The following is a 19,109-nucleotide window of genomic DNA, read 5'->3' on the forward strand; positions in this document are numbered from 1 at the left end:
GAACGTTTCGCGCATTGTTATGGGCGACTTACCCCGCACCGGGCGTCGTATCTCCGGTTTCGGTTCGACGGCGGGCTTCCTCATCGCGGAGCGAGTTCGGACGTCGAGCGGAGGGAGGTGAATCGGGAGGGCGGGATCACGACCAGCGACCCGTCGGCGCTCGCCGTGTTGTACGGGTTCAACACCACGCCGCGCTCGGGGTCGGCCGCGAGGTGGACGTATGCGCTCGAGCGGGGGAGAACACCACGAGGATTCCAGTAGTCTCCAAAATTCCGGCGACGGCGGTAGGCGGCGAGTTTGTGCCACTCCGTGAAATCCGACGCCGAGGAGGCGGCGACGACCCGCGCACGCCCCGAGGCGTCGTTTTCCGGGCTCCCCGGCGGGGCCGTCGAATCGCTCCCCGGTTCGACGCTCGTCGAGAGGACGATCCAGCGCTCGCCGTCGACGTCGAGGGCCACGCTGTAGAACACCGATCCATCCAGTGTGTGGACCGTTTCCGGCTCCGGATGTGATTTCCCTATTTCGACTCGATCGAGTCTCAGGACGTGGTTTTCGGGCGAATAGACGCTGTCCATCCCCCAGAGCACCGAGCCGGGAGCGAAGGTCAGTTCGACGGCCCGCCAGCACTGGCTGCCGCCCCCAACGACCTCAAAGGTCCCCTCGCGAAAGCGGCCGATCCGACAGGCCTCGTCGCGATCGCCGGTCGTGATCCAGAGGTCGCCGGTGTACGGGTCGGACTGAACCGAATGGAGGTGGCGCACGCCGGGAAACTCCCGTACTGTCTCCCACGTCCAGCCGTCGTCCCGCGAGCGGAGGAGCTTCGGGACCGTCCCGTGATCCAGCGGGTACTCCCCGAGGTAGACGTCGCCCGCGTGCCGACACACCCCCGACGGGAGGACGCCCTTCGGTCCCGAGGAATCGGGAAGCGTCCGGCGGACCGACCACGACTCCCCCCCATCGTGGGAGGCCAGCAGCCACCGCCCGGTCGTCGCGATCAGCGTTCGTTCGGAGAGCCGCCAGACGTTACCGGCAGAGAACGCGCCAACGGCTCGTTCGAGGAGCGGCTTCCACGGCTCACTACTTACGAGCCCGTGTCTGCGGCGCTCCGCCCCGGCCGCCGGGTTCGGGAGTCGACCGACTCGCTCGAATTTTCCACTCTCATCCCCATGCTCCCGGAGAAGCGTCCGGTTCGCGGTGGCGTCGATCCGACCCGCAGTGATCCCTTCGAGTTTGACGCGGGTCATAGCCCGCAGACGGGCGAACTCGCGGGATCCTCGCGTTTCAGGAGGTACGACGAGATCGCATACGCCATCCACGCCTGACACCACCGCATCAGGGTGATCCGTCGGGTGTAAAAGCGCTGTTTCCGGAAGTAGAACCGTCCGCCGCCTCCGTAGAGGTTCGCGAGCGCCCAGTCGACGATCCGCCCGGCGAACTCGAGGTCGTCGAGCGCGGTGAACACGAGGATCCCCTGTGAGACGGCGTGGATGTCTTTGGGGTATCTCCGCTTTTCGTCCCAGTTGGGCGAGCCGTCGTCGTTGAATAAGACCTCGCGGTAGAACGCACTCGCCCGGTCGAGGGAATCGGCGTACCGATCGGAGCCGGTTGCCGCCCCATAGCGGAGCAGACACTCGACGATGAACCCGTTGTGGTGGCCGTCCATCGAGAGGTGCGAACTCTCGGGTGGGTCGCGATACAGCCAGCCGCCGATCTCGGCCTGACAGCTCACGACGTAATCGAAGAGCCGTCGGGCCATCTCCACGAGCTCCTCGTCCCCGAAGTGATCGCCCAGATCGGTGAGCATCCGCGCGCCGAGCGCCACCGCGTTGAGCGTGTAGTAGTCGTCGCCGTGGGTCGGGACGTACTTCATGCGTGCGGTGCCGTCCTCGCGGGGGGTGTATTCGAGTTCGTTGCGGGCCCACTCGGGGGTCGTTCGCACCGCCTCGGGGTACCGATCGTCGAGATCCGCCGCCGAGAGCAGCGCCTGGACCGCGTAGCTCGTCGAGACGACGTCGGGGTCCTCGGGTCGACCGACCCGGTCGAGATGCTGGATGTAGTGGCGATGCCCGCCACAGAAGCCGCTGTAGCCCTCGATCCGGTTCTCGATCAGCCAGTCCAGCAGATCGATCGCCTCGGCCTCGTAGCGGTCCTCGTCGAACAGGCGTGCCGCGTTGCGGTTGGCCATCGCGAACAGCGCCGTCCCCTTGTAGTTGCGCCGCTGTTCGATCAGCAGGTATGGCCGAATATTCACGGGGGCGCGTTTCGCGCTCTCCTGGACCACGAGGTTGAGCCATTTGTTCTCGACGGGCAGTCCCCGAAGCAGCAGACTGCTCATCCCGTCACAGTAGTCCCAGCCCCGATAGTCCCGAACCCGAGCGTACCGGAGCGTCTCTTCGAGCACCCCCGTGCCGAGGCTGTCGGACCGACCGCGCGAACGCTCCAACGTTCCGTCCTGTAGCATGGCCGGGATATCGGGGACGAACGGGCTTGTTATGCCGTCCCTACCGCCGGTATGGCGCACCTTCACTGTGAAAGGGGGCTCTAATTACGGTGGTCCGACGCCACAGCACGATCGAACGGCATGAACTACGTCTTCTTCACCAACACGCCGGCACACGTCCACCTGTACAAACACGCCGTCGAACGCCTCGCCAGAGCGGGCCATCGGGTCCGAGTGCTGGCGCGGGACTACGGCTGTACCGTCGACCTGCTGGAGTACTACGACCTCCCCTACCGAGTCTACGGCTCCTGTGGGACGACGAAATACTCGCTGGCCCGAAACCTGCCGGGCCACTACGCGCGGATCCTCCCGTTCGTCCGGCGGTTCGACCCCGACCTGATCTTCGGGATGGGGGCGTATGCGGCCCACAGCGGGGCACTCTCGCGCACGCCGACGGTCCTCCTGCTCGATTCGGAGCCCACGTCGCTCGACCACTTCATCTCCCGGCCGTTCGCACGCGCGATCCTCACCCCGGACGCGTTTCGGAAGGAACTGGGGAAGAACCACTACCGCTTTGCGGGCTACAAGGAGTGTGCGTACCTCCACCCCGACGTGTTCAGGCCGAACCCCGCCATCAGGGAGGACCTCGGCGTCGGGCCGGACGAACCCTACGCCATCCTGCGGTTCAACGCCTTCGGATCGCACCACGACGTGAACCATTCCGGGTTCACCCCGCGGGAACGATACCGCCTCATCGATCGGCTCGCGAGGCACACGACGGTGTTCGTCTCCGACGAGGGCGGTCGGCTCGATTTGGAACGAACCGCGGGCAGGCCCTTCGACGCCCACCCGGCGCTGCTTCACGACGCGCTCGCGGAGGCGCGGTTGCTCGTCGCGGACTCCCAGACCATCGTCACCGAGGCCGGCCTGCTGGGCACGCCCGCGATCCGCTCGAACTCCTTCGTCGGCGAGAACGACATGGGCAACTTCATCGAACTCGAACGCGCCGGCCTGATCGAGAACGTCGCCGAGTTCGAGGGGGTCGTAGAGCGAGCCGAGGAACTGCTCGCCGACCCGGCCGTCCCCGAGCGGATGGCCAAACGCCGCCGGGAGTACCTCGAAACGAAGGTCAACCTCACGGACGTGATCGTCGAGGTCGCAGAAAACGAGGGGAACGTCGAGCGGGTGGGGGCGGTCTCGAAAACGGGAACGCCGTCGGGACGGACCCGGTACCTGCCGACGAACGACTGATCCCCGGTCACGCCGCTCGATCGAGCCCGTGGAGGCACGCGACCGCGAGAAACAGGACGATCCCCAGAAGCGTCAACGCGAGCACCGACGGGACGGGGACCAGCCCCACCGCGACGGCCCCGCCGACGGCGGCGTACGCGAGAAAGAGCCGCAGGTAGTACGCCCGCCACGGGACCTCCCGTTCGGGGGGCGTATCGAGATACGGCAGCAACTCCGTTGTGGCGGGGCCGGGTGCGATCCGCTGGGCCTTCTGGTCGTACTCGATCGCGCCGGCCTCGTCGAGCATCGGGAGGTGGGTCTGATACAGCGAGACGTACACCCGACGGCGCTGTTGGTTGGTCAGTCCCTCGATCGGGACGTCGTTTTCCGTCGCCGCGATGTGTTCGACGAGCTGCTCCATCGAACAGGGTCGATCGCGTCGGTGGAGGAACTGCAGCGTGGCGCGCCGACGCGGGTTATAAAGGATCTCGAAGGCCTCCTCTTCCGTCAGCCGGCTGGACGGATAGAGGAACCGGTACAGTGGTTCGAGCACCGACCGAATCCGACGGTATCCGTCGCCCCGCTCGTCGAGTCCCCCCTCCGAGGAGGTGGCTTTCCCAACCATGTCGACGTACGCAACACCCGAGAGACCCCTTGTTATGGGACGGATACGCGGGAGTACCGACGAGCTATTGCCCGCCGGAGCCGGGATCGGTCCCGACACACGCGCAAGCAGTGGATAACAACGGTCCGTCGACGGGAAGGGGACTCATGCGATGGGGGCGCTCGGCAGTGCGGACTCGACGACCGGGTCTCGGACCGAGCGTGACCCGCTCGCGTGGAGGATGAACCATGTACAAAGGAAAGAAGATCGGGGTGGTCGTCCCGGCCTACGAGGAGGAGGGGTTCGTCGGCGGCGTCATCGAGACGGTCCCGTCGTTCGTCGACCGCGTGTACGTAATCGACGACGGCTCGACCGACGGCACCTGGCGGGAGATCCGCGAGGCGGCCAGCCGGGAGAACGACGCGTCCATCCGAACGATGACCAGCGGCGGAACGGCCGTCTTCGAGCGGCCGGTCGTCGCGCTCCGAAACGGGGAGAACCGGGGCGTCGGCGGGAGCATTAAACACGGTTATTCCCGCGCGCTCCGGGACGATATCGACGTGATCGCGGTGATGAACGGCGACGGGCAGATGGACCCGGCGATCCTCGATCGGATCGTCGACCCGGTCGTCGAGGGGCGCACCGACTTCTCGAAGGGCAATCGCCTGCTCTTCCGGGAGTTCCGCGAGGGGATGTCGCGGTGGCGATTCTTCGGCAACTCGCTTTTGACCCTGCTGACGAAGGTCGCGAGCGGCTACTGGAAGACGATGGATCCTCAGAACGGCTATACGGCGATCTCCGCCGAGGCACTCGAGGCCATCGAGTACGAGCGCCTTTACGAGGACTACGGGTTCTGTAACGACCTGTTGATCGCGCTCAACGCCCACGATATGCGCGTCGCGGACGTCGCCATGCCGGCACGCTACGGCGAGGAACGCAGCACGATCGTCTACTCGCGGTTCGTCCCGCGGCTCTCGAAGCTCCTCCTCGGACGGTTCCTCTGGCGGCTCAGGGTCAAGTACCTCGTCTTCGACTTCCACCCGTTCGTCTTCCTGTACGGGTTAGGGACGCTTTCGAGCGCGCTCGGACTCGCGGCGATCGCACAGTCGGCCCGAACCGCCCGACGCGACGGGGCGTTCGACCGGCTGCTCGCGTCGCTGCTGTTGTTCGTCGCCGGCGCGGCGTTGCTCGTCGCCGCGATGGTTTTCGACATGAGCGAGAACGAACATCTCGAAGAACAGATCCACGAATAACGATCAGATACCAATGAAAGTACTCAACGTCATCGGCACGCGGCCACAGTACATCAAACTCTTTCCCGTCTGTCGGGAACTCGCCGGAAACGGCTACGAGAACGTCATCGTCGACACCGGCCAGCACTACGACGAGACGCTCTCGCAGGTGTTCCTCGAGGAACTCGACATTCCGGGCGTCGACTACGACCTCGACGTTCGCTCGGGCTCTCACGGCGAGCAGACCGGGCGCATGCTCGCCGAGATCGAGGACATCGTCGAGGCCGAGTCGCCTGAGGCCGTGATCGTCTACGGCGATACGAACTCGACGCTCGCGGCGGCGATCGCCACCGCGAAGCTCCCGCCCCGACTCACGCACGTCGAGTCGGGCACCCGGAGTTTCAACCGGTCGATGCCCGAGGAGCTCAATCGGGTGATGACCGACCACATCTCGGACGTGCTGTACGCTCCGACCGAGCGAGCTGTCGAGAACCTCGCGAACGAGGGGATCACCGACGGCGTCGTCCTGACCGGCGACGTGATGTACGACGCGATCCAGTGGGCACGCGAGTACGTCGCCGAAAGCGACGACGCGGGCGTTCTCGGCGATCTCCCGATCGAGCCCGGCGCGTTCGTCCTCGCGACGGTCCATCGGCCCCGCAACACCGACGACGGCGAGCGCCTCCGTCGAATCCTCACGGTCCTCGACGAGCACCCGCTCCCGGTCGTCTTCCCGGCCCATCCGCGGGTCAGAAAGCGGATCACGGAGCTGGGACTCGACGCCGAGTTGGGCGCGGACTTCCACCTCATCGAGCCCGTTGGCTATCTCGATTTCGTCCGCCTGCTCGACGGCGCACAGAGAGTGGCGACCGACTCGGGGGGCGCCCAGAAGGAGGCGTTCATGCTTGAGACGCCGTGTGTAACACTTCGCGAGGAGACCGAGTGGGACGAGACCGTCGAGTGTGGCTGGAACCGCCTCGTCGGTGCGGACCCCCACCTGATCCGCGAGGCCCTCTCGGAGAACGACGAGCGCCCACCTCGTCCCGATCCCTTCGGCGACGGCCGGGCCGCAAAACGCATCGTCGCCGCCCTCGACGATGACTGATTCGGGGGAGTTCGCGGTCTGTCTCACCCACGACGTGGATCGCCCGTACAAGACCTACCAGTGGCTCTCCGACGCGATCACGGAACGCGACACGCGCCACCTACACCGGGCGCTGTCGGGCGAGAACCCCTACTGGCGCTTCGAGGAGGTGATGGCCATCGAGGACCGGTTGGGCGTTCGTTCGGCGTTTTACTTCCTGAACGAGCCCTCGCTGTTCGGAAAGTCGATCCGGCAGTGGGCCGACCCGGCCCGGTGGATCGAGCACCTCGGGCGCTACGACGTCACGACTCCGGAGATTCGGGAGGTGATCCGGCGGCTCGACCGCGGCGGCTGGGAGGTCGGCCTCCACGGCTCGTACGACTCGGCGCGCGACGAGGGACGTCTGCGCCACGAGAAGAACGCGTTGGAGGGCGTGCTCGGTCACGAGGTCCGGGGGGTTCGCCAGCACCACCTCCGGCTCGATCCGCCCGAGACGTGGAAAATACATGCGGCGATGGGGCTGTCGTACGATACGAGCCTCGGGTCGAGCACCGAGTGTGGGTTTTCTCACGGGTATCGCCCTCTCCGGCCGTTCGACGACGAGTTTCTGGTCTTCCCGCTGACGATCATGGAGGTCGGCCTGCCAACAGACGCCGAGCGCGCGTGGCGCGAGTGCGAACGGCTCCTCGAGGAAGCCCGCGCGAACGACGCCGTGATGACCGTGCTGTGGCATCCACGATACTTCGACGACCGGGAGTTTCCCGGCTACCGGACACTGTACGAGCGCCTCGTCGAGCGCGCCGTGGAGATGGGCGCGTGGGTCGGCCCGCCCGGCAAGTGCTACGATCGGCTGGGTATCGAGTCGATCACGCCGTAGCCAGCGGCACTGTCACGACGACCGGTCGACGTTCCGGGCCCCGTCAATGCGGCTACAGCCGCTCCTCGCCGGTTCGGTTCACGTCTCCTGTGTCTTCGCCCGAGAAGCCGACCTCGTTGTGGGTACCGTCACAGAACGGCTTGGTGTCCGAGGCCCCGCACCGACAGAGCGCGGTTTCGGTACCGGAAACAGCCGCTCCATCCGCTCCTTCGATCTCGACGGTCCCGCCGACCAGACACGGCCCCGAGGGGATCGGCGTCAGATGGAGGGTGTCGTCCGGCGGTTCGTCGTCGGTCACTGACTCCCCGTCGTCGACGGTGGCGTCGTCCACGAAGCCGATATCGGCGTGGCTGTTGTCACAGAGCGGCTTGTTCCCGGAGGCCCCACAGCGACACAGTGCCACCCGCGTGTCGGAAAGCAGGGACTCGCCGTCGGGCGTTTCGATCTCGATCTCCCCGTGGAGGTAGAGCGGGCCGTCGGGGACAACGCTGATGCGGTTCTCCTCCGGAACGGGTTCCTCCAGATCACCGTCGGCCGACTCGAAGTGTAACGCACCCGTCGGACAGTCCATGATCACGTCCGTCACCGCCTCGGAATCGGCGTTATCGGGCTGGATCCACGGGCGCTCGTCGGGGTCGAACACCTCGGGCAGGCCCTCGACACACGCCTTGACGTGGATACAGCGGTTCACGTCGTAGGTCACGTCGACTTCCTCGCCGGTGTACCGGTGGATGTCTTCCTCCATCGGGTACGGGTTCCACGGGAAGCGACATATACTCTCGTGGGACTCGTCCCGGATCCCCGTCCCACCCCAGTCGTGTACGAACGCCGCGAGAACGGGGGTAAGGCCCGGATAACAATCCCCCGGTCGGCGGAGATACGGATAGGATGAACGTCGAACGTATCGACCTCTCCGAATGGGAGTCGATGCTCCCGAAGGAGGGAGTCGAGGTCTTTCACACGCCCGAAGCGCTGGCCGTACTCGACGAACACGCCGACGGCGAACTCCACCTGCTGGGGGCACGGAAGGGCGAGCAGCCGCTGGCGCTCGTGGCCGCCTTCGTCCGGCGGAACTCGCTCGGGACGGCGATCTTCTCGCCGCCGCCCGGTATGGGTGTCCCCCGCCTCGGTCCGATCCTCATGCCGACCAGCCCCAAGCGCCGCAAACGCGAGAAGCTCAACCGCGAGTTCACCGACGCGGTCGTCGAGCAGCTCGTGGGCGACGGTTCACGAACCCTCTTCCGCATGGAGTGTCCCGCGGGCTACGAGGATCCGCGACCGTACCTCTGGGCCGACTTCGAGGTGAGAAACGCCTTCACCTATGTCCTCGAGGTCGACGGCGACACCGACGCGCTGCTCTCGTCGTTCAGCAAGAGCCTCCGCCGGGAGGTCCGCGACGCCGGAGAGCTCCCGATCGAGGTCGGTATCGAGGGGACGACGGGCGCACGGGCGGTCTACGAGGACACCCGAGCGCGCTACGCCGAACAGGACGAGCCGTTTCCACTCGAATGGCCCTACGTCAGGGACCTCGTCGAGGCGCTCGGCGAGCGCGCGCGGGTCTACGTCGCCCGCGACCCCGACGGGGAGTTTTTGAGCGGGATCACCGTCCTGTACTCGAACGACCTCGCCTATTTCTGGCAGGGGGGTGCCCGCGCGACCTACGACGGCGTGAGCGTCAACAGTGCACTCCACTGGCGGATCGTCGAGGACCTCGCGACCGATCCCGACCTCGACGGGGTGAAGAAGTACGACCTGATGGGCGCGAACACCGAGCGGCTCTGCCGATACAAATCGAAGTTCTCCGCGGACCTCGTGCCCTACTACGTCGTCGAGTCGAACGGGGCGGCCATGACGCTCGCGAAGACGGCCTACTCGTTACTCCGGTGAGCGGCGCCACCACAGCGCCAGCCCGACGAGGACGAGCACGCCGGCCCCGACGGCGAGGTAGCCGTTCGAGGAACTCCCCTCCGAACCGGCTCCGCCGGGCGCGGGCTGCTCGCCCTCGACTTCGATCTGTTGGGTCTGGCCAGCGACCTCGACGGTGTGGGTGCCCGGCGAGTCGACGCGCTGGGTGAACGTCACCGTCGTCGACTCGCCGGATCCGAGCGTCACCTCCTGTGAGTCGGTCACCTCACCGAAGACCAGCAGTTCGACCGGCTGCGTCTCGGTGACGTCGGCGGTGTTCTCGACGGTCGCCGTGACCTCGACACGCTCTCCGGCGTCGATCCGTTCGCGATCCAGCGAGAGCTCGGTCGCCTCGATCGGCGACTCGGCGAGGACGACCGCGAACTCCCCGCCGCCGTCCGTGGTGCTCTCGAAGGAGTAGACCCGATCGGTCTCTCCGATCGGTTCGGTCGCGGTCCGCTCCCAACCGTCCCCGACGCGCTCGTAGACCGCGACGTTGCTGGCGGTGGCGTCGTGGCCCGAGAGCGCCGCCTTCTCGACGCTAAAGGAGAGCGCCAGATCGCTCACGCTCCCCTGTGAGGCGCCGTCGTCGACCGTCAGCGTCGAGAGCGTCGGTGCGGTCCCGTCGCCGTCCCCGTCGGCGATCTCGGGGCCGCCCTCGGCGGCGCTCATCGCGACCTCCACGTCCGACGGGCCAGTGATCGTGTTCCCTCCGCTCGCCGCGAGCGAGACGCGGTCGTACCGGACGCCGTTTCCGCCCTCAGCGGGCGGGCGCAGGCTGGTAGTCTCGCCGCCGGTGTCCTCGACGGTCGCGAGGATCCCTCCGTCGGTCAGGGCGTAGCTGACCGTCGGGTCCCCGCAGGTACCCGAGCGAATCACGAGCGGGTCCTCGGTGTTCCCCATCGCCACCCGGTCGGGCCGATCCATACTCCCCGAGAGGACGTCGATCCCGGTGACGGTACCCTCCGGTTGGAAGGTCGATTGCTGGGCGTTGAATGCGGGATCGATCGTCACCTCGAAGTCCCCGCCGAGGCCGGTGTAGGCCCCGCCGTCGGTTCTGTCGGGCCCCCAGAGCCAGGCGATCTCGCTCCAGACCTCGCCGTGGGTCCAGACGTCGTCGATGTTCTCGCTGTAGTTGTCGTCCTCGACGGTCCACTCGCCGTCCGCCGGCAGGCCGACGATCTCGAACTCGGCCGCGCCGCCGTCGGTACCACCGCCGAGTCGGTCGTGGACGATCACGAGGCTCAGCCCGTCGGGCCCCTCATAGAGGAACAGCGAACTCACGTCGTTTCGCTGGAGGTCGGTCGTACCGTGGGAGCTGTAGGCGTAGTCGGTCTCGTGGGTGTTGTGACTCCGGTAGTCGTACAGTTCGGCGGCCGTCGCCTCGCCCGACAGCGGGGTGATGGCCGTACACTGGGTCCCCTGCTCGACGACGTACGACCCCTGCTGGGCGGCGGCGGGCTGACTCGCGGGAACGAGACCCGCGACCGAGAGGCTCACCACGAGCGTCGCCACGAGCAAGAGCACACCGACCGGTTTCGACGGAGCAGTCATCGGAACGGCCTCCGATCGGGCTGCTCGCAGCGGTTCGTCGGGTCGGACCTCGGAGCTGGCTCGGGCGTCATCGGCGGGTGTTTCGCCGATCCGGGCATTGTTATCCGGCACCTACCGCCCGAGCGGGGGCGAAAAAGGACCGCCTACTCGACGGTGACGCTCTTGGCGAGGTTTCTGGGTTTATCGATCGGGCGACCCAGCAGCGCCGCCGCGTGGTACGAGATCAGTTGCAACTGGACGTTCGCGAGCAGACCCGCGACGGCCGGCTCGGATTCGGGGACGAAGAGGACGTCGTCGGCCTGCCGGAGGACCTCCTCGTTGGTGCCGTCGGTGATCGCGACGACGGTCGCGCCGCGGGTCTGGGCCTCCCGGACGTTCCCCAGCAGTTTCTCGTCGTCGCGGCCGGTGAAGACCGCGAAGACGACGCTCGCCGGGGTAACCAGCGCGAGGGGGCCGTGTTTGAGTTCGCCCGCCGCAAAGCCCTCGGCGTGCTCGTAGGAGATCTCCTTGAACTTCAGCGCCCCTTCGAGCGCGACGGGGTAGCCCACGCCGCGCCCGATGAAGAAGAAGGCGTCCCGGCCCCGGTAGCGCTCGGCGACGTCGCGGCTCCGGGAGGTGTCGAGGATCCGCTGGATACCCCAGGGAAGCGAGTCGAAGGCGACGGGGCCGCCGGGTGAGTCCTCGCCCGCGAGGCGGTCTGCGAACAACGAGAGTGCGACGACCTGCGAGGAGAACGTCTTCGTGGCGGCGACGCCGATTTCGGGGCCCGCGCGGATGTACAGCGCGTCGTCACAGACCCGCGATGCCGACGAGCCCACGACGTTCGTCACCGCGAGGGTGCGCGCGCCCGCCCGCTGGGCGGTCTCGATAGCCGCGAGGGTGTCGGCGGTCTCGCCGCTCTGGGTGACCGCGACCACCAGCATCCCCTCGCCGACCGGCCGCTCGTGGGTGGCGTACTCGCTCGCAAGGTGCGTCGAGGCGGGAATGCCGCGCTCGGCGAAGACGTAACTGCCGTACAGCGCAGCGTGATAGGAGGTACCACAGGCGACGAACTGGACCTCCTCGACCCCCTCCAAGGTTCCGGGATCGAGGTCGGTCAGTTCGCCTGAGCCGTGACACTCCAGGATCTGGCGGATCGCGGTGGGCTGTTCGTGGATCTCCTTTATCATGTAGTGGTCGTAGCCGCCCTTCTCGGCGGCTTCCGCGGTCCAGTCGACGGTTCGGACGGGCCGGTGGACGACCTCGTCGCCCTCGGTGATCGTATAACCGTCGGGCGTGGCCCGCACGGCGTGGCCGTCCTCCAGATAGACGACCCGGTCGGTGAACTCGAGGAAGGCGGGTACGTCGCTCGCGACGAACAGCGCGCCGTCGGCGATCCCGAGCACCATCGGGGAGCCGTTTCTGGCGGCGTAGATGGCCGTCTCACCCTCGTGGATCATCGCGATGGCGTAGCTCCCCGAGAGCTCGGCGAGCGCCGCGTGAAACGCCTCCGTGGTCGAACGGCCGGTCGAGAGGTGTTCCTCGATCAGATGGGGGACGACCTCGGTGTCGGTGTCGCTCCTGAACTCGTGGCCCGCCGCCTCCAGGCGCGAGCGCAGCGCGTCGTGGTTCTCGATGATGCCGTTGTGGACGACCGCGAGCGAACCCGTACAGTCTGTGTGTGGGTGGGCGTTGACGTCGGTCGGCGGGCCATGGGTGCTCCAGCGGGTGTGCCCGATCCCGACGTCGGTACTCGGCTCCAGCTGGGTGACGTGATCGACGAGTCGGTCGATCCCGCCCTCGCGTTTGAACACCTCGATCCCGTGGCCGTTCGACAGCGCGATCCCGGCCGAGTCGTAGCCCCGGTACTCGAGGTTCGAGAGCCCCTTCAGGAGGCTCGGGACGGCGTTTTCGGTGCCCACGCGGGCGATGATGCCACACATCAGCGCCCACCCCTCGATCCGGTCTGTCGGAGCGCGGTTCGCGGGCGGGAGGCGTCGATCGTGTGCGGGGAAGTAGCGTCTCTCATCGGTCGATACGAAGGCGGTTCCGGTCGCGGGACCATTGGTATCGCGTGATTATACGCCCGTAAGGGGTACCGAACGAATAGGTCCGCCGTACCCGACCCCGTGCCGGGAGAAAGGGGTGAATTACTTGGACACAGGGACGCTTGTGAGTGTGTATGATTCACGAGAGCGAGCTGTCACCACCCGCCGTGACAGCCCTCGACATCGCGACCCGGACCGGCGCATCGGCCTGGCTCGAAACCGACGGCTACCGGCGGGGCATCGAACTCGCGGCCACGCATCCCGACGTGGACCCCGTCTCGATCGTGTCGATGGTCACGCTACCCGAGACGGACGGGCGGGACGAACCGGACGGGATCACCCCGGCCGCGATGCTCGCGGAGATCCAGCGGGCCGCACGCAGGGGGTGGATGGACCTCCCGTACGAGTCGCCGGCGTTCCAGGGGCTCAACAAGCTGGTCGCGTGGGCGCTCTCGGCGGGTGGCGTCGACGCCGACTACACGCCTGTCTTCGAGGTCGGACACGGAACCGACTACGAGCGGCTGGATCGTGCCTTCGAGCGCCTCGGGTGTGACTACGAGGTGATCGAGGGGACCGCGTCGACCTGTCGCGTCCGACCCCGCGAGGCGGCGACGACGCTCGGCCGGGTACTCGTCACCCTCGGCGTGCCCGCCGGGGAACCGAACCCGCTGACGACGCTGCCGGCGTACCTCGCCGAGTGTCCCGAGTCCCTCCGCCGGGCGTTCGCGTACACGTACCTGAACAACCGCCGTTCGTCGGCCGATCCGCCGGCCCCCGAGCGAAACTCGCCGGCGTTTCGTCGCGCGCTGGCGGCGTTTCTGACCCGGACGATTGACGCGCCCGCGACGGTCGTCGACGGCCGGGTCGTTCTCTTCGAGGAGGCGGAGGGACGGCGCTCCTGATCGACCCTCATTCCAGATAGCCGAGCTGTGAGAGGCGGTCCTCGACCGCTTGTGAGTCCGTCCGGCGGCGATCACCCCCGATATCGGCGTAGCGCTCGGTCCCGACTGCCTCGACCATCGGCAGGACCCGCCCGTCCATCCGGTCGTCGCGCGGAACCCCGAGCGAGGCCAGAACGGTCGGCGCGACGTCGAACAGGTGCGCACCCGAGAGATCCGCGTCGGGGTCGATCCCCGCGCCCGCGGCGACGACGATCCCGTCGCGCTTGTGGTTCCAGGGTTCCTCGGGCTCGCCGAACGGCTCGCCGAGCAGGCGCGCGGAGACGAACTGCTCGTAATCGTGTGGAACGGTCACGACGTCGACAGCGTCCTCGATATACGGCCCCGAGAAGACCTCCTCGCGGGGGGCGACCATCTCGAAGACGGGGTCGCCCGATGGCGTTCGCACCGCCGAGAGCGCCTCGATCAGCTCCGTCCGAACCGACTCGTACTCCTCGGGGGCGACGACGCCGTCGGGTTCGCGCCCGTCGAGGTTGATCCGAATCCCGAGTTCGGTCCGCGAGCGCATGTACGCCCGCGAGGCGGGGAAGTCGACCTGCTCGGTCGCCGTCCGAATGAGGTCGGCGGGGACGACCCGCGCGACCGACTCGGCGAGCCCCACCCGGTCGAGCAGTCGGTGGGCCCGCTGGCTGGTCAGTCCGATGCGCGCGCCGGCCAGGACGGCCCGCGAGAGGGCGGCGTCGAGCACCCCCGTCCCCGAGGACTCCGTTCGCGCCCGCTCGTGGATCGTCCCCCAGGAGGGCATCCCGCCTTCGCGCCCCGACACCGCAGTAAGGTAGCCTTCACGGCGGAGGAACTCGTTGACGCGGAACTCGTAGTCGTCGTAGGGCCCCATCCCGTGATCGCTCACGAGCAAGACGGTCTCGGGGTCGGTGGCCCCGAGGACCGACCCGATCTCCCGGTCGACCGCGCGGTAGACCGCCTCGACGCCCGTGGGATCGCCCGCGAGCTCGTGAAAGACCGTGTCGGTCGACTGGAACTCGAGGAAGCCGAAGTCGGGGTCGAACCGGCCGGCGAGATACCGGAACGCCGCCCCGCGAGAGGCGATCAGATCCCGGTAGTTCGCGATCGCCGTCTCGGGATCGACGCCGCTTTCGTGGGGCGGATAGATCCGGTACTCCCCGATCTCCGCGCGGATCTCCTCGAGGACCCCCGCGGGGTGGCAGTCGGGGTCCTCCGGGGCGGTGTAGCCCGGAACCACCGCCCCGTCGATCTCGCCCGGCGGGTGGGTGACCGGCACGTTCAGGACGACGCTGCTCATCCCGCGCTCGGAGAGTACCTCCCAGATGGCGGGAAACCGGACGTGCGTGGCGTTGATCACGTCCCAGTCGTAGCCCTCGAACGCGAGGAAGTCGAAAACGCCGTGTTTGCCGGGGTTCACGCCGGTGTACAGCGAGGGCCACGCGCTTGGCGTCCACGGCGGGATCTGCGATTCGAGGGGGGCGCTCGTCCCCGCCTCTCGCAGGTCGGCGAGATGGGGGAGTGCGCCCGTCTCGATCAGCGGGTCGAGCACCCGTGAGCAGGCGGCGTCCAGTCCGATGAGAAGCGTCTTCATGCGTTGTCTCAACTCTCCTCGCACGCTCGGGCACCGACACCAATTGTTATGGCCGGTGTACGCGGGGTAGTTCGCCCATACTACGGATGAGCCGCCACCCAACGCCGTCGGTTCCGATGGTGGGAAAGAGTTAATTAACTAACTAGTGATGGAGGGATGTGGACGGCGCAGTGACGGCCCGGACAGAAGACCGAAGCGACGGTCCCGACCGTGACTGACGTCTCACGGCGACCACGACCCGGTACCGACCGGAGGTCGACGCCGAAAGGGATGGCCGAACCCACAGTGACCACACCGCCGACCGACACCACCATGACCGAAAACGACATCAGCCACCGATCGACAGCACCGACGACCGACACGGCGATACCGACCGGCTGTTCGGACCTCCTCGACGCGCTGGGGGATGCGTCCGCACGGGCGATACTCAGGGAAGGATCCGAGCGGCCCGTCACCATCGAGGACCTCCTCTCGGTCTGTGACGTCTCCCGGACGACGATCTATCGGCGGGTCAACGAACTCGTCGACCTCGGCCTGCTCGAGGAGTCGATCACGTTCACCGAGGACAACAAGCGCCAGCGGCGGTTCCGGACGGCGTGCAACCGGATCACGCTCTGTGTCGGCGAGAACGGGCTCGAAGCACGTCTCGATTCGGACGGGACGGTCACACCGTTCGAGGAACTCCTGCTCGACGACTCCACGCTCCGGATCTCTCTGAGCGGCACGGACGTCCGCTTCGGCATCGAGACGAACGGCGGAGCCGACGCGGTCGACGAGTGACGGGACGGCGAGTTCGACGGGACGGGTCGGCGAGCGCCTGATACGAATCGGGTTGGTCCCGCATCGACTCGTCGTGCTCGTCGGCCTCGAAACGGCTGCTGGTCGACTCCTCTCCGGAATCGACCCCCTCCTCCTCTCTCGGCCGTCTTTACTATATGGGAAGGTGGTAATCTATAGCAATATGATGAATCTATAGATCTCCTAGAAGCGGTTATGTCCTCGACCGGTGTAGAGCCGATCAAGGAGATGAGATACCGAGCAGCGAAACTCCTCGTCGTGGTCGGGATCGGGGCGACCGTACTGGCGGCCAGTACGGGATCGACCGGCCGATCCGAGAGGGGATACGACCTCCGGTACGTATCGACCGATCACGACCGTGGTGGCGCGCTCGTCACCGCGGGAGGGCCGTACTGATGTACTCCGCCTTCGAGATCCGCCGGGCGCTCGCGAACCCGGTCCGGATCGGCCTCGAATGCAATCGCCTGTACCACCGGCGGGGCTATCGACGGGCGTACAACCCCTCGGGCGTGGACGTCTTCGCCGAGGACTGGGACTCGCTGATCCTCCTCGATGCGTGTCGCTACGACCTCTTCGAACGCCACTCGAGGCTGCCCGGCGATCTCCAGTCGCGCACTTCGCGCGGGTCGGGCACCGCCGAGTTCCTCCGGGGGAACGTCGCCGGTCGGGACCTGCGGGATACGGTGTACGTCACCGCGAACCCGCAGCTGTATCGGTACCGCGAGGAGCTCAACGCCACCTTTCACGACGTGATCCACGTCTGGATGGCCGAGGGGTGGGACGAGGAGTACGGGACCGTCCTGCCCGAAACGACGACGCGATACGCACGGGAGGCCGCAGAGCGCTACCCCGAGAAGCGCTTGTTCGTCCACTACCTCCAGCCCCACTACCCCTTCGTCGGCTCCGAGACGACCTTCGATAAGGGCCACGTCGAGGACCCCGATGGGGGCGAAGACGTCTTCTGGCTCCGACTCACGGACGGGCGACTCGACGTCGACCGCGAGACCGTGTGGGACGCCTACGCCAAGAACCTCGACCTCGTCCTCCCGTACGTCGAGTCGCTCCTCGAGGAGTTCGAAGGACGGACGGTCGTCACCTCCGATCACGGCAACCTCTTCGACGAGCGCGTCTTCCCGCTGCCCATGCGGGTCTGGGGGCACCCGAAGGGGATCCACGTCGAGAACCTGGTGAAGGTGCCGTGGCTCGTCCACGAGACCGGGACCCGAAAGGAGGTCGCCGCGGCGGCCCCCGTCTCGGAGGGGCGCACCGTCGGCGAGGACGTGGTGGCGGACCGTCTCGAGGCCCTCGGCTACGTCTGATCGCGGTATTCACGAGCCCCGACGGCTCGGGTCGATCGGGAGATGCGGCGGGCGTACGGTCCCGTTTATGCCCGCTTCTCGCGCGGCGTGATGTCGATCTCTTCGAGCGCTTCGAGGGTCCCTTCCTCTTCTGCTCGTTCGATCTTCGAGATCTCCCTCGCGTAGTGGAGGAACGTGTCCACGGAGGCGATCACGACGCGGGCCTCGATCGTGAGGATCTCGATACCGACGAGCGAGACGCGGATCCAGATGTCGATGACGACGCCCTTGTCCAGGATCCGGTCGAGCACTTCCGCGAGGCTCGATGTGTGTGGTCTGGCTTGGCTCATGGGTTCTCCCCGTCCGGTAGGCTGCCGACCCACCTTACTGTTTGCCCATCTCTAGCAAGGACGTTGCCGTCGGCTCGCGACCGAAGCCGGCCCCGCGAGCAGCCGGAGTAGGAGATGCATACCATCGATAGGGGATCAATAACGAACCACGTCGGTCGCCTGCTGCCTGCCATGTACCGACCCGCCAGAGCGCCGAGCGAAACGAGCGACGGATGACGCGTACGGGGCGCTCATCGCGTTCGGATCGGCGCGTTCCCGCCGACGTACTGATCGTCGCGGCGTTTCTCGTCGTCGCGAACGGGATCATCGCGTTCGCGCCGTGGCAGCCCCTGCGCGTCGTGCCGGGACTGATACTCCTGTTGTTCGTTCCGGGATACGCCCTCTTGACGCTCCTCTTTCCGGCGCGTACCGACCCCGGCGACTCGGCGGCCGACGGGATCGACGGGGCGGAGCGGGCCGCCCTCTCGTTCGGGCTGAGCGTCGCGCTGGTGCCGCTGTTGTACCTGCTTGGCTACCTGTTCAGCCTGCTGAACCCCCCCTCGACGCTCATGTCGTTCGGCGTATTGAACGGTTTTATCGTCGTCACCATGCTTCTTGGACTCGTTCGCCGACAGGAGTTGGCCCCGTCCGACCGGTTCGACCTACCGGCCCGTCGGGCGGTCGTCCCCGACCTATCAGACCGGCGAACCGACCGGCGCGGCTTTCTGGCGGACCTCGCGCTGGGAGGGGCGATCCTGGCCGCGCTCGGAAGCTTCGTCTATGCGATCAGCGATCCCGGCGACGGCGAGCGTTTCACCGAGTTCCAACTGCTCTCGCGGACGCAGGGCGGCGAGTACGTCGCCGGCGACTACCGGACGGTCCTCACGGCCGGCGAACCCCAGTCACAGATCGTCGGGATCGAGAACCACGAACACGCCCGTACCACCTACACGGTCGTCGCCGAACTCCAGCGGGTCGATACCGAGGGCGACGCGGCACAACTGCTCGAACGCGGCGACCGCACCGAACGGACCGTCTCGGTCGCCCCCGGCGAGTCGGCCTACCTCGAACAGGGTGTGACCCCCGACATCGTCGACGAGAACCTCCGACTGGCGTACCTGCTCTATACGAGCGACTCGCCCATCGGCGACCCCTATCGCGAACTGCACCTCTGGGTCGACGTCTACGAGCCGGGAACCGAACCGACCGACGCGTAA

Annotated in this window: 18 protein-coding genes; 10 read left to right on the plus strand and 8 right to left on the minus strand. The window is 67.0% G+C overall.

What is annotated here, in order from left to right:
* Nucleotides 1-80 precede the first annotated feature (80 nt).
* Together HAPAU_RS10890 and HAPAU_RS10895 are read right to left on the minus strand one after the other, a co-directional pair.
* Nucleotides 81-1,244 carry a glycosyl hydrolase gene (locus tag HAPAU_RS10890; protein ID WP_066382523.1) on the minus strand — a complete coding sequence of 388 codons (1,164 nt, stop codon included), beginning with the start codon at nucleotides 1,242-1,244 and terminating at the stop codon, nucleotides 81-83.
* The gene (locus HAPAU_RS10895; RefSeq protein WP_066382525.1) at nucleotides 1,241-2,461 is read right to left on the minus strand and encodes an antibiotic ABC transporter permease; all 1,221 of its coding nucleotides are present in this window, start codon (nucleotides 2,459-2,461) and stop codon (nucleotides 1,241-1,243) included. The genes HAPAU_RS10890 and HAPAU_RS10895 overlap by 4 nt, the downstream gene beginning before the upstream one ends.
* A gap of 120 nt (nucleotides 2,462-2,581) precedes the next feature.
* Between HAPAU_RS10895 and HAPAU_RS10900 the strand changes: the two genes are divergently transcribed.
* The gene (locus HAPAU_RS10900) at nucleotides 2,582-3,691 is read left to right on the plus strand and encodes a hypothetical protein (protein ID WP_066382527.1); all 1,110 of its coding nucleotides are present in this window, start codon (nucleotides 2,582-2,584) and stop codon (nucleotides 3,689-3,691) included.
* Nucleotides 3,692-3,698: 7 nt separating this feature from the next.
* On the opposite strand, the gene HAPAU_RS10905 is transcribed toward HAPAU_RS10900, so the two are convergent.
* Nucleotides 3,699-4,295 carry a DUF7344 domain-containing protein gene (locus HAPAU_RS10905; protein ID WP_066382528.1) on the minus strand — a complete coding sequence of 199 codons (597 nt, stop codon included), beginning with the start codon at nucleotides 4,293-4,295 and terminating at the stop codon, nucleotides 3,699-3,701.
* Nucleotides 4,296-4,522: 227 nt separating this feature from the next.
* Between HAPAU_RS10905 and HAPAU_RS10910 the strand changes: the two genes are divergently transcribed.
* The 3 genes from HAPAU_RS10910 to HAPAU_RS10920 are packed head-to-tail and all read left to right on the plus strand — an operon-like array spanning nucleotide 4,523 to nucleotide 7,467.
* Nucleotides 4,523-5,527, plus strand: a complete 1,005-nt coding sequence (locus HAPAU_RS10910) for a glycosyltransferase family 2 protein (protein ID WP_066382529.1) — start codon at nucleotides 4,523-4,525, stop codon at nucleotides 5,525-5,527.
* Nucleotides 5,528-5,540: 13 nt separating this feature from the next.
* On the plus strand, nucleotides 5,541-6,611 hold the full coding sequence (wecB, locus tag HAPAU_RS10915; protein WP_066382530.1) for a non-hydrolyzing UDP-N-acetylglucosamine 2-epimerase: 1,071 nt from the start codon (nucleotides 5,541-5,543) through the stop codon (nucleotides 6,609-6,611).
* A complete protein-coding gene (locus tag HAPAU_RS10920; protein ID WP_066382531.1) occupies nucleotides 6,604-7,467 on the plus strand; it encodes a polysaccharide deacetylase family protein in 864 nt (287 codons plus the stop codon). Before wecB ends, HAPAU_RS10920 begins: the two co-directional genes overlap by 8 nt.
* 52 nt (nucleotides 7,468-7,519) lie before the next feature.
* Here HAPAU_RS10920 and HAPAU_RS10925 read toward each other — a convergent pair whose 3' ends face one another.
* Entirely contained in the window at nucleotides 7,520-8,212 is a 693-nt protein-coding gene (locus HAPAU_RS10925; RefSeq protein WP_066382532.1) for a CDGSH iron-sulfur domain-containing protein, read from the minus strand.
* 143 nt (nucleotides 8,213-8,355) lie between these two features.
* On the opposite strand from HAPAU_RS10925, the gene HAPAU_RS10930 reads away from it, so the two are divergent.
* Complete coding sequence (locus tag HAPAU_RS10930) at nucleotides 8,356-9,354, plus strand: GNAT family N-acetyltransferase (protein WP_066382537.1); 999 nt, start codon at nucleotides 8,356-8,358, stop codon at nucleotides 9,352-9,354.
* Here the strand turns inward: HAPAU_RS10930 and HAPAU_RS10935 are convergent.
* Together HAPAU_RS10935 and glmS are read right to left on the minus strand one after the other, a co-directional pair.
* Nucleotides 9,343-11,037 (minus strand): hypothetical protein, encoded by a 1,695-nt coding sequence (locus tag HAPAU_RS10935; RefSeq protein WP_245634079.1) that lies wholly within the window; start codon nucleotides 11,035-11,037, stop codon nucleotides 9,343-9,345. The genes HAPAU_RS10930 and HAPAU_RS10935 overlap by 12 nt on opposite strands.
* A 32-nt stretch (nucleotides 11,038-11,069) precedes the next feature.
* Nucleotides 11,070-12,848 (minus strand): glutamine--fructose-6-phosphate transaminase (isomerizing), encoded by a 1,779-nt coding sequence (glmS, locus tag HAPAU_RS10940; protein WP_066382538.1) that lies wholly within the window; start codon nucleotides 12,846-12,848, stop codon nucleotides 11,070-11,072.
* Between the two features lie 239 nt (nucleotides 12,849-13,087).
* Here glmS and HAPAU_RS10945 point away from each other — a divergent pair, with 239 nt between their 5' ends.
* Nucleotides 13,088-13,855 (plus strand): hypothetical protein, encoded by a 768-nt coding sequence (locus HAPAU_RS10945; protein ID WP_245634080.1) that lies wholly within the window; start codon nucleotides 13,088-13,090, stop codon nucleotides 13,853-13,855.
* Nucleotides 13,856-13,862: 7 nt separating this feature from the next.
* Here the strand turns inward: HAPAU_RS10945 and HAPAU_RS10950 are convergent, their stop codons facing one another.
* Nucleotides 13,863-15,467 (minus strand): alkaline phosphatase family protein, encoded by a 1,605-nt coding sequence (locus tag HAPAU_RS10950; protein WP_066382539.1) that lies wholly within the window; start codon nucleotides 15,465-15,467, stop codon nucleotides 13,863-13,865.
* Between the two features lie 270 nt (nucleotides 15,468-15,737).
* Between HAPAU_RS10950 and HAPAU_RS10955 the strand changes: the two genes are divergently transcribed.
* From HAPAU_RS10955 to HAPAU_RS10965, 3 genes are all read left to right on the plus strand, one after another.
* Nucleotides 15,738-16,247 (plus strand): ArsR/SmtB family transcription factor, encoded by a 510-nt coding sequence (locus HAPAU_RS10955; protein ID WP_245634081.1) that lies wholly within the window; start codon nucleotides 15,738-15,740, stop codon nucleotides 16,245-16,247.
* Between the two features lie 246 nt (nucleotides 16,248-16,493).
* Nucleotides 16,494-16,661 (plus strand): hypothetical protein, encoded by a 168-nt coding sequence (locus HAPAU_RS10960; protein ID WP_157078454.1) that lies wholly within the window; start codon nucleotides 16,494-16,496, stop codon nucleotides 16,659-16,661.
* The gene (locus HAPAU_RS10965; RefSeq protein ID WP_066382542.1) at nucleotides 16,661-17,584 is read left to right on the plus strand and encodes a hypothetical protein; all 924 of its coding nucleotides are present in this window, start codon (nucleotides 16,661-16,663) and stop codon (nucleotides 17,582-17,584) included. Before HAPAU_RS10960 ends, HAPAU_RS10965 begins: the two co-directional genes overlap by 1 nt.
* Nucleotides 17,585-17,649: 65 nt before the next feature.
* Here HAPAU_RS10965 and gvpA read toward each other — a convergent pair whose 3' ends face one another.
* Nucleotides 17,650-17,913, minus strand: a complete 264-nt coding sequence (gene gvpA / locus HAPAU_RS10970) for a gas vesicle protein GvpA (protein WP_066382543.1) — start codon at nucleotides 17,911-17,913, stop codon at nucleotides 17,650-17,652.
* 212 nt (nucleotides 17,914-18,125) lie between these two features.
* Between gvpA and HAPAU_RS10975 the strand changes: the two genes are divergently transcribed.
* Nucleotides 18,126-19,109 (plus strand): DUF1616 domain-containing protein, encoded by a 984-nt coding sequence (locus HAPAU_RS10975; RefSeq protein ID WP_066382544.1) that lies wholly within the window; start codon nucleotides 18,126-18,128, stop codon nucleotides 19,107-19,109.

Source organism: Halalkalicoccus paucihalophilus, assembly GCF_001593955.1.
Taxonomy (GTDB): domain Archaea; phylum Halobacteriota; class Halobacteria; order Halobacteriales; family Halalkalicoccaceae; genus Halalkalicoccus; species Halalkalicoccus paucihalophilus.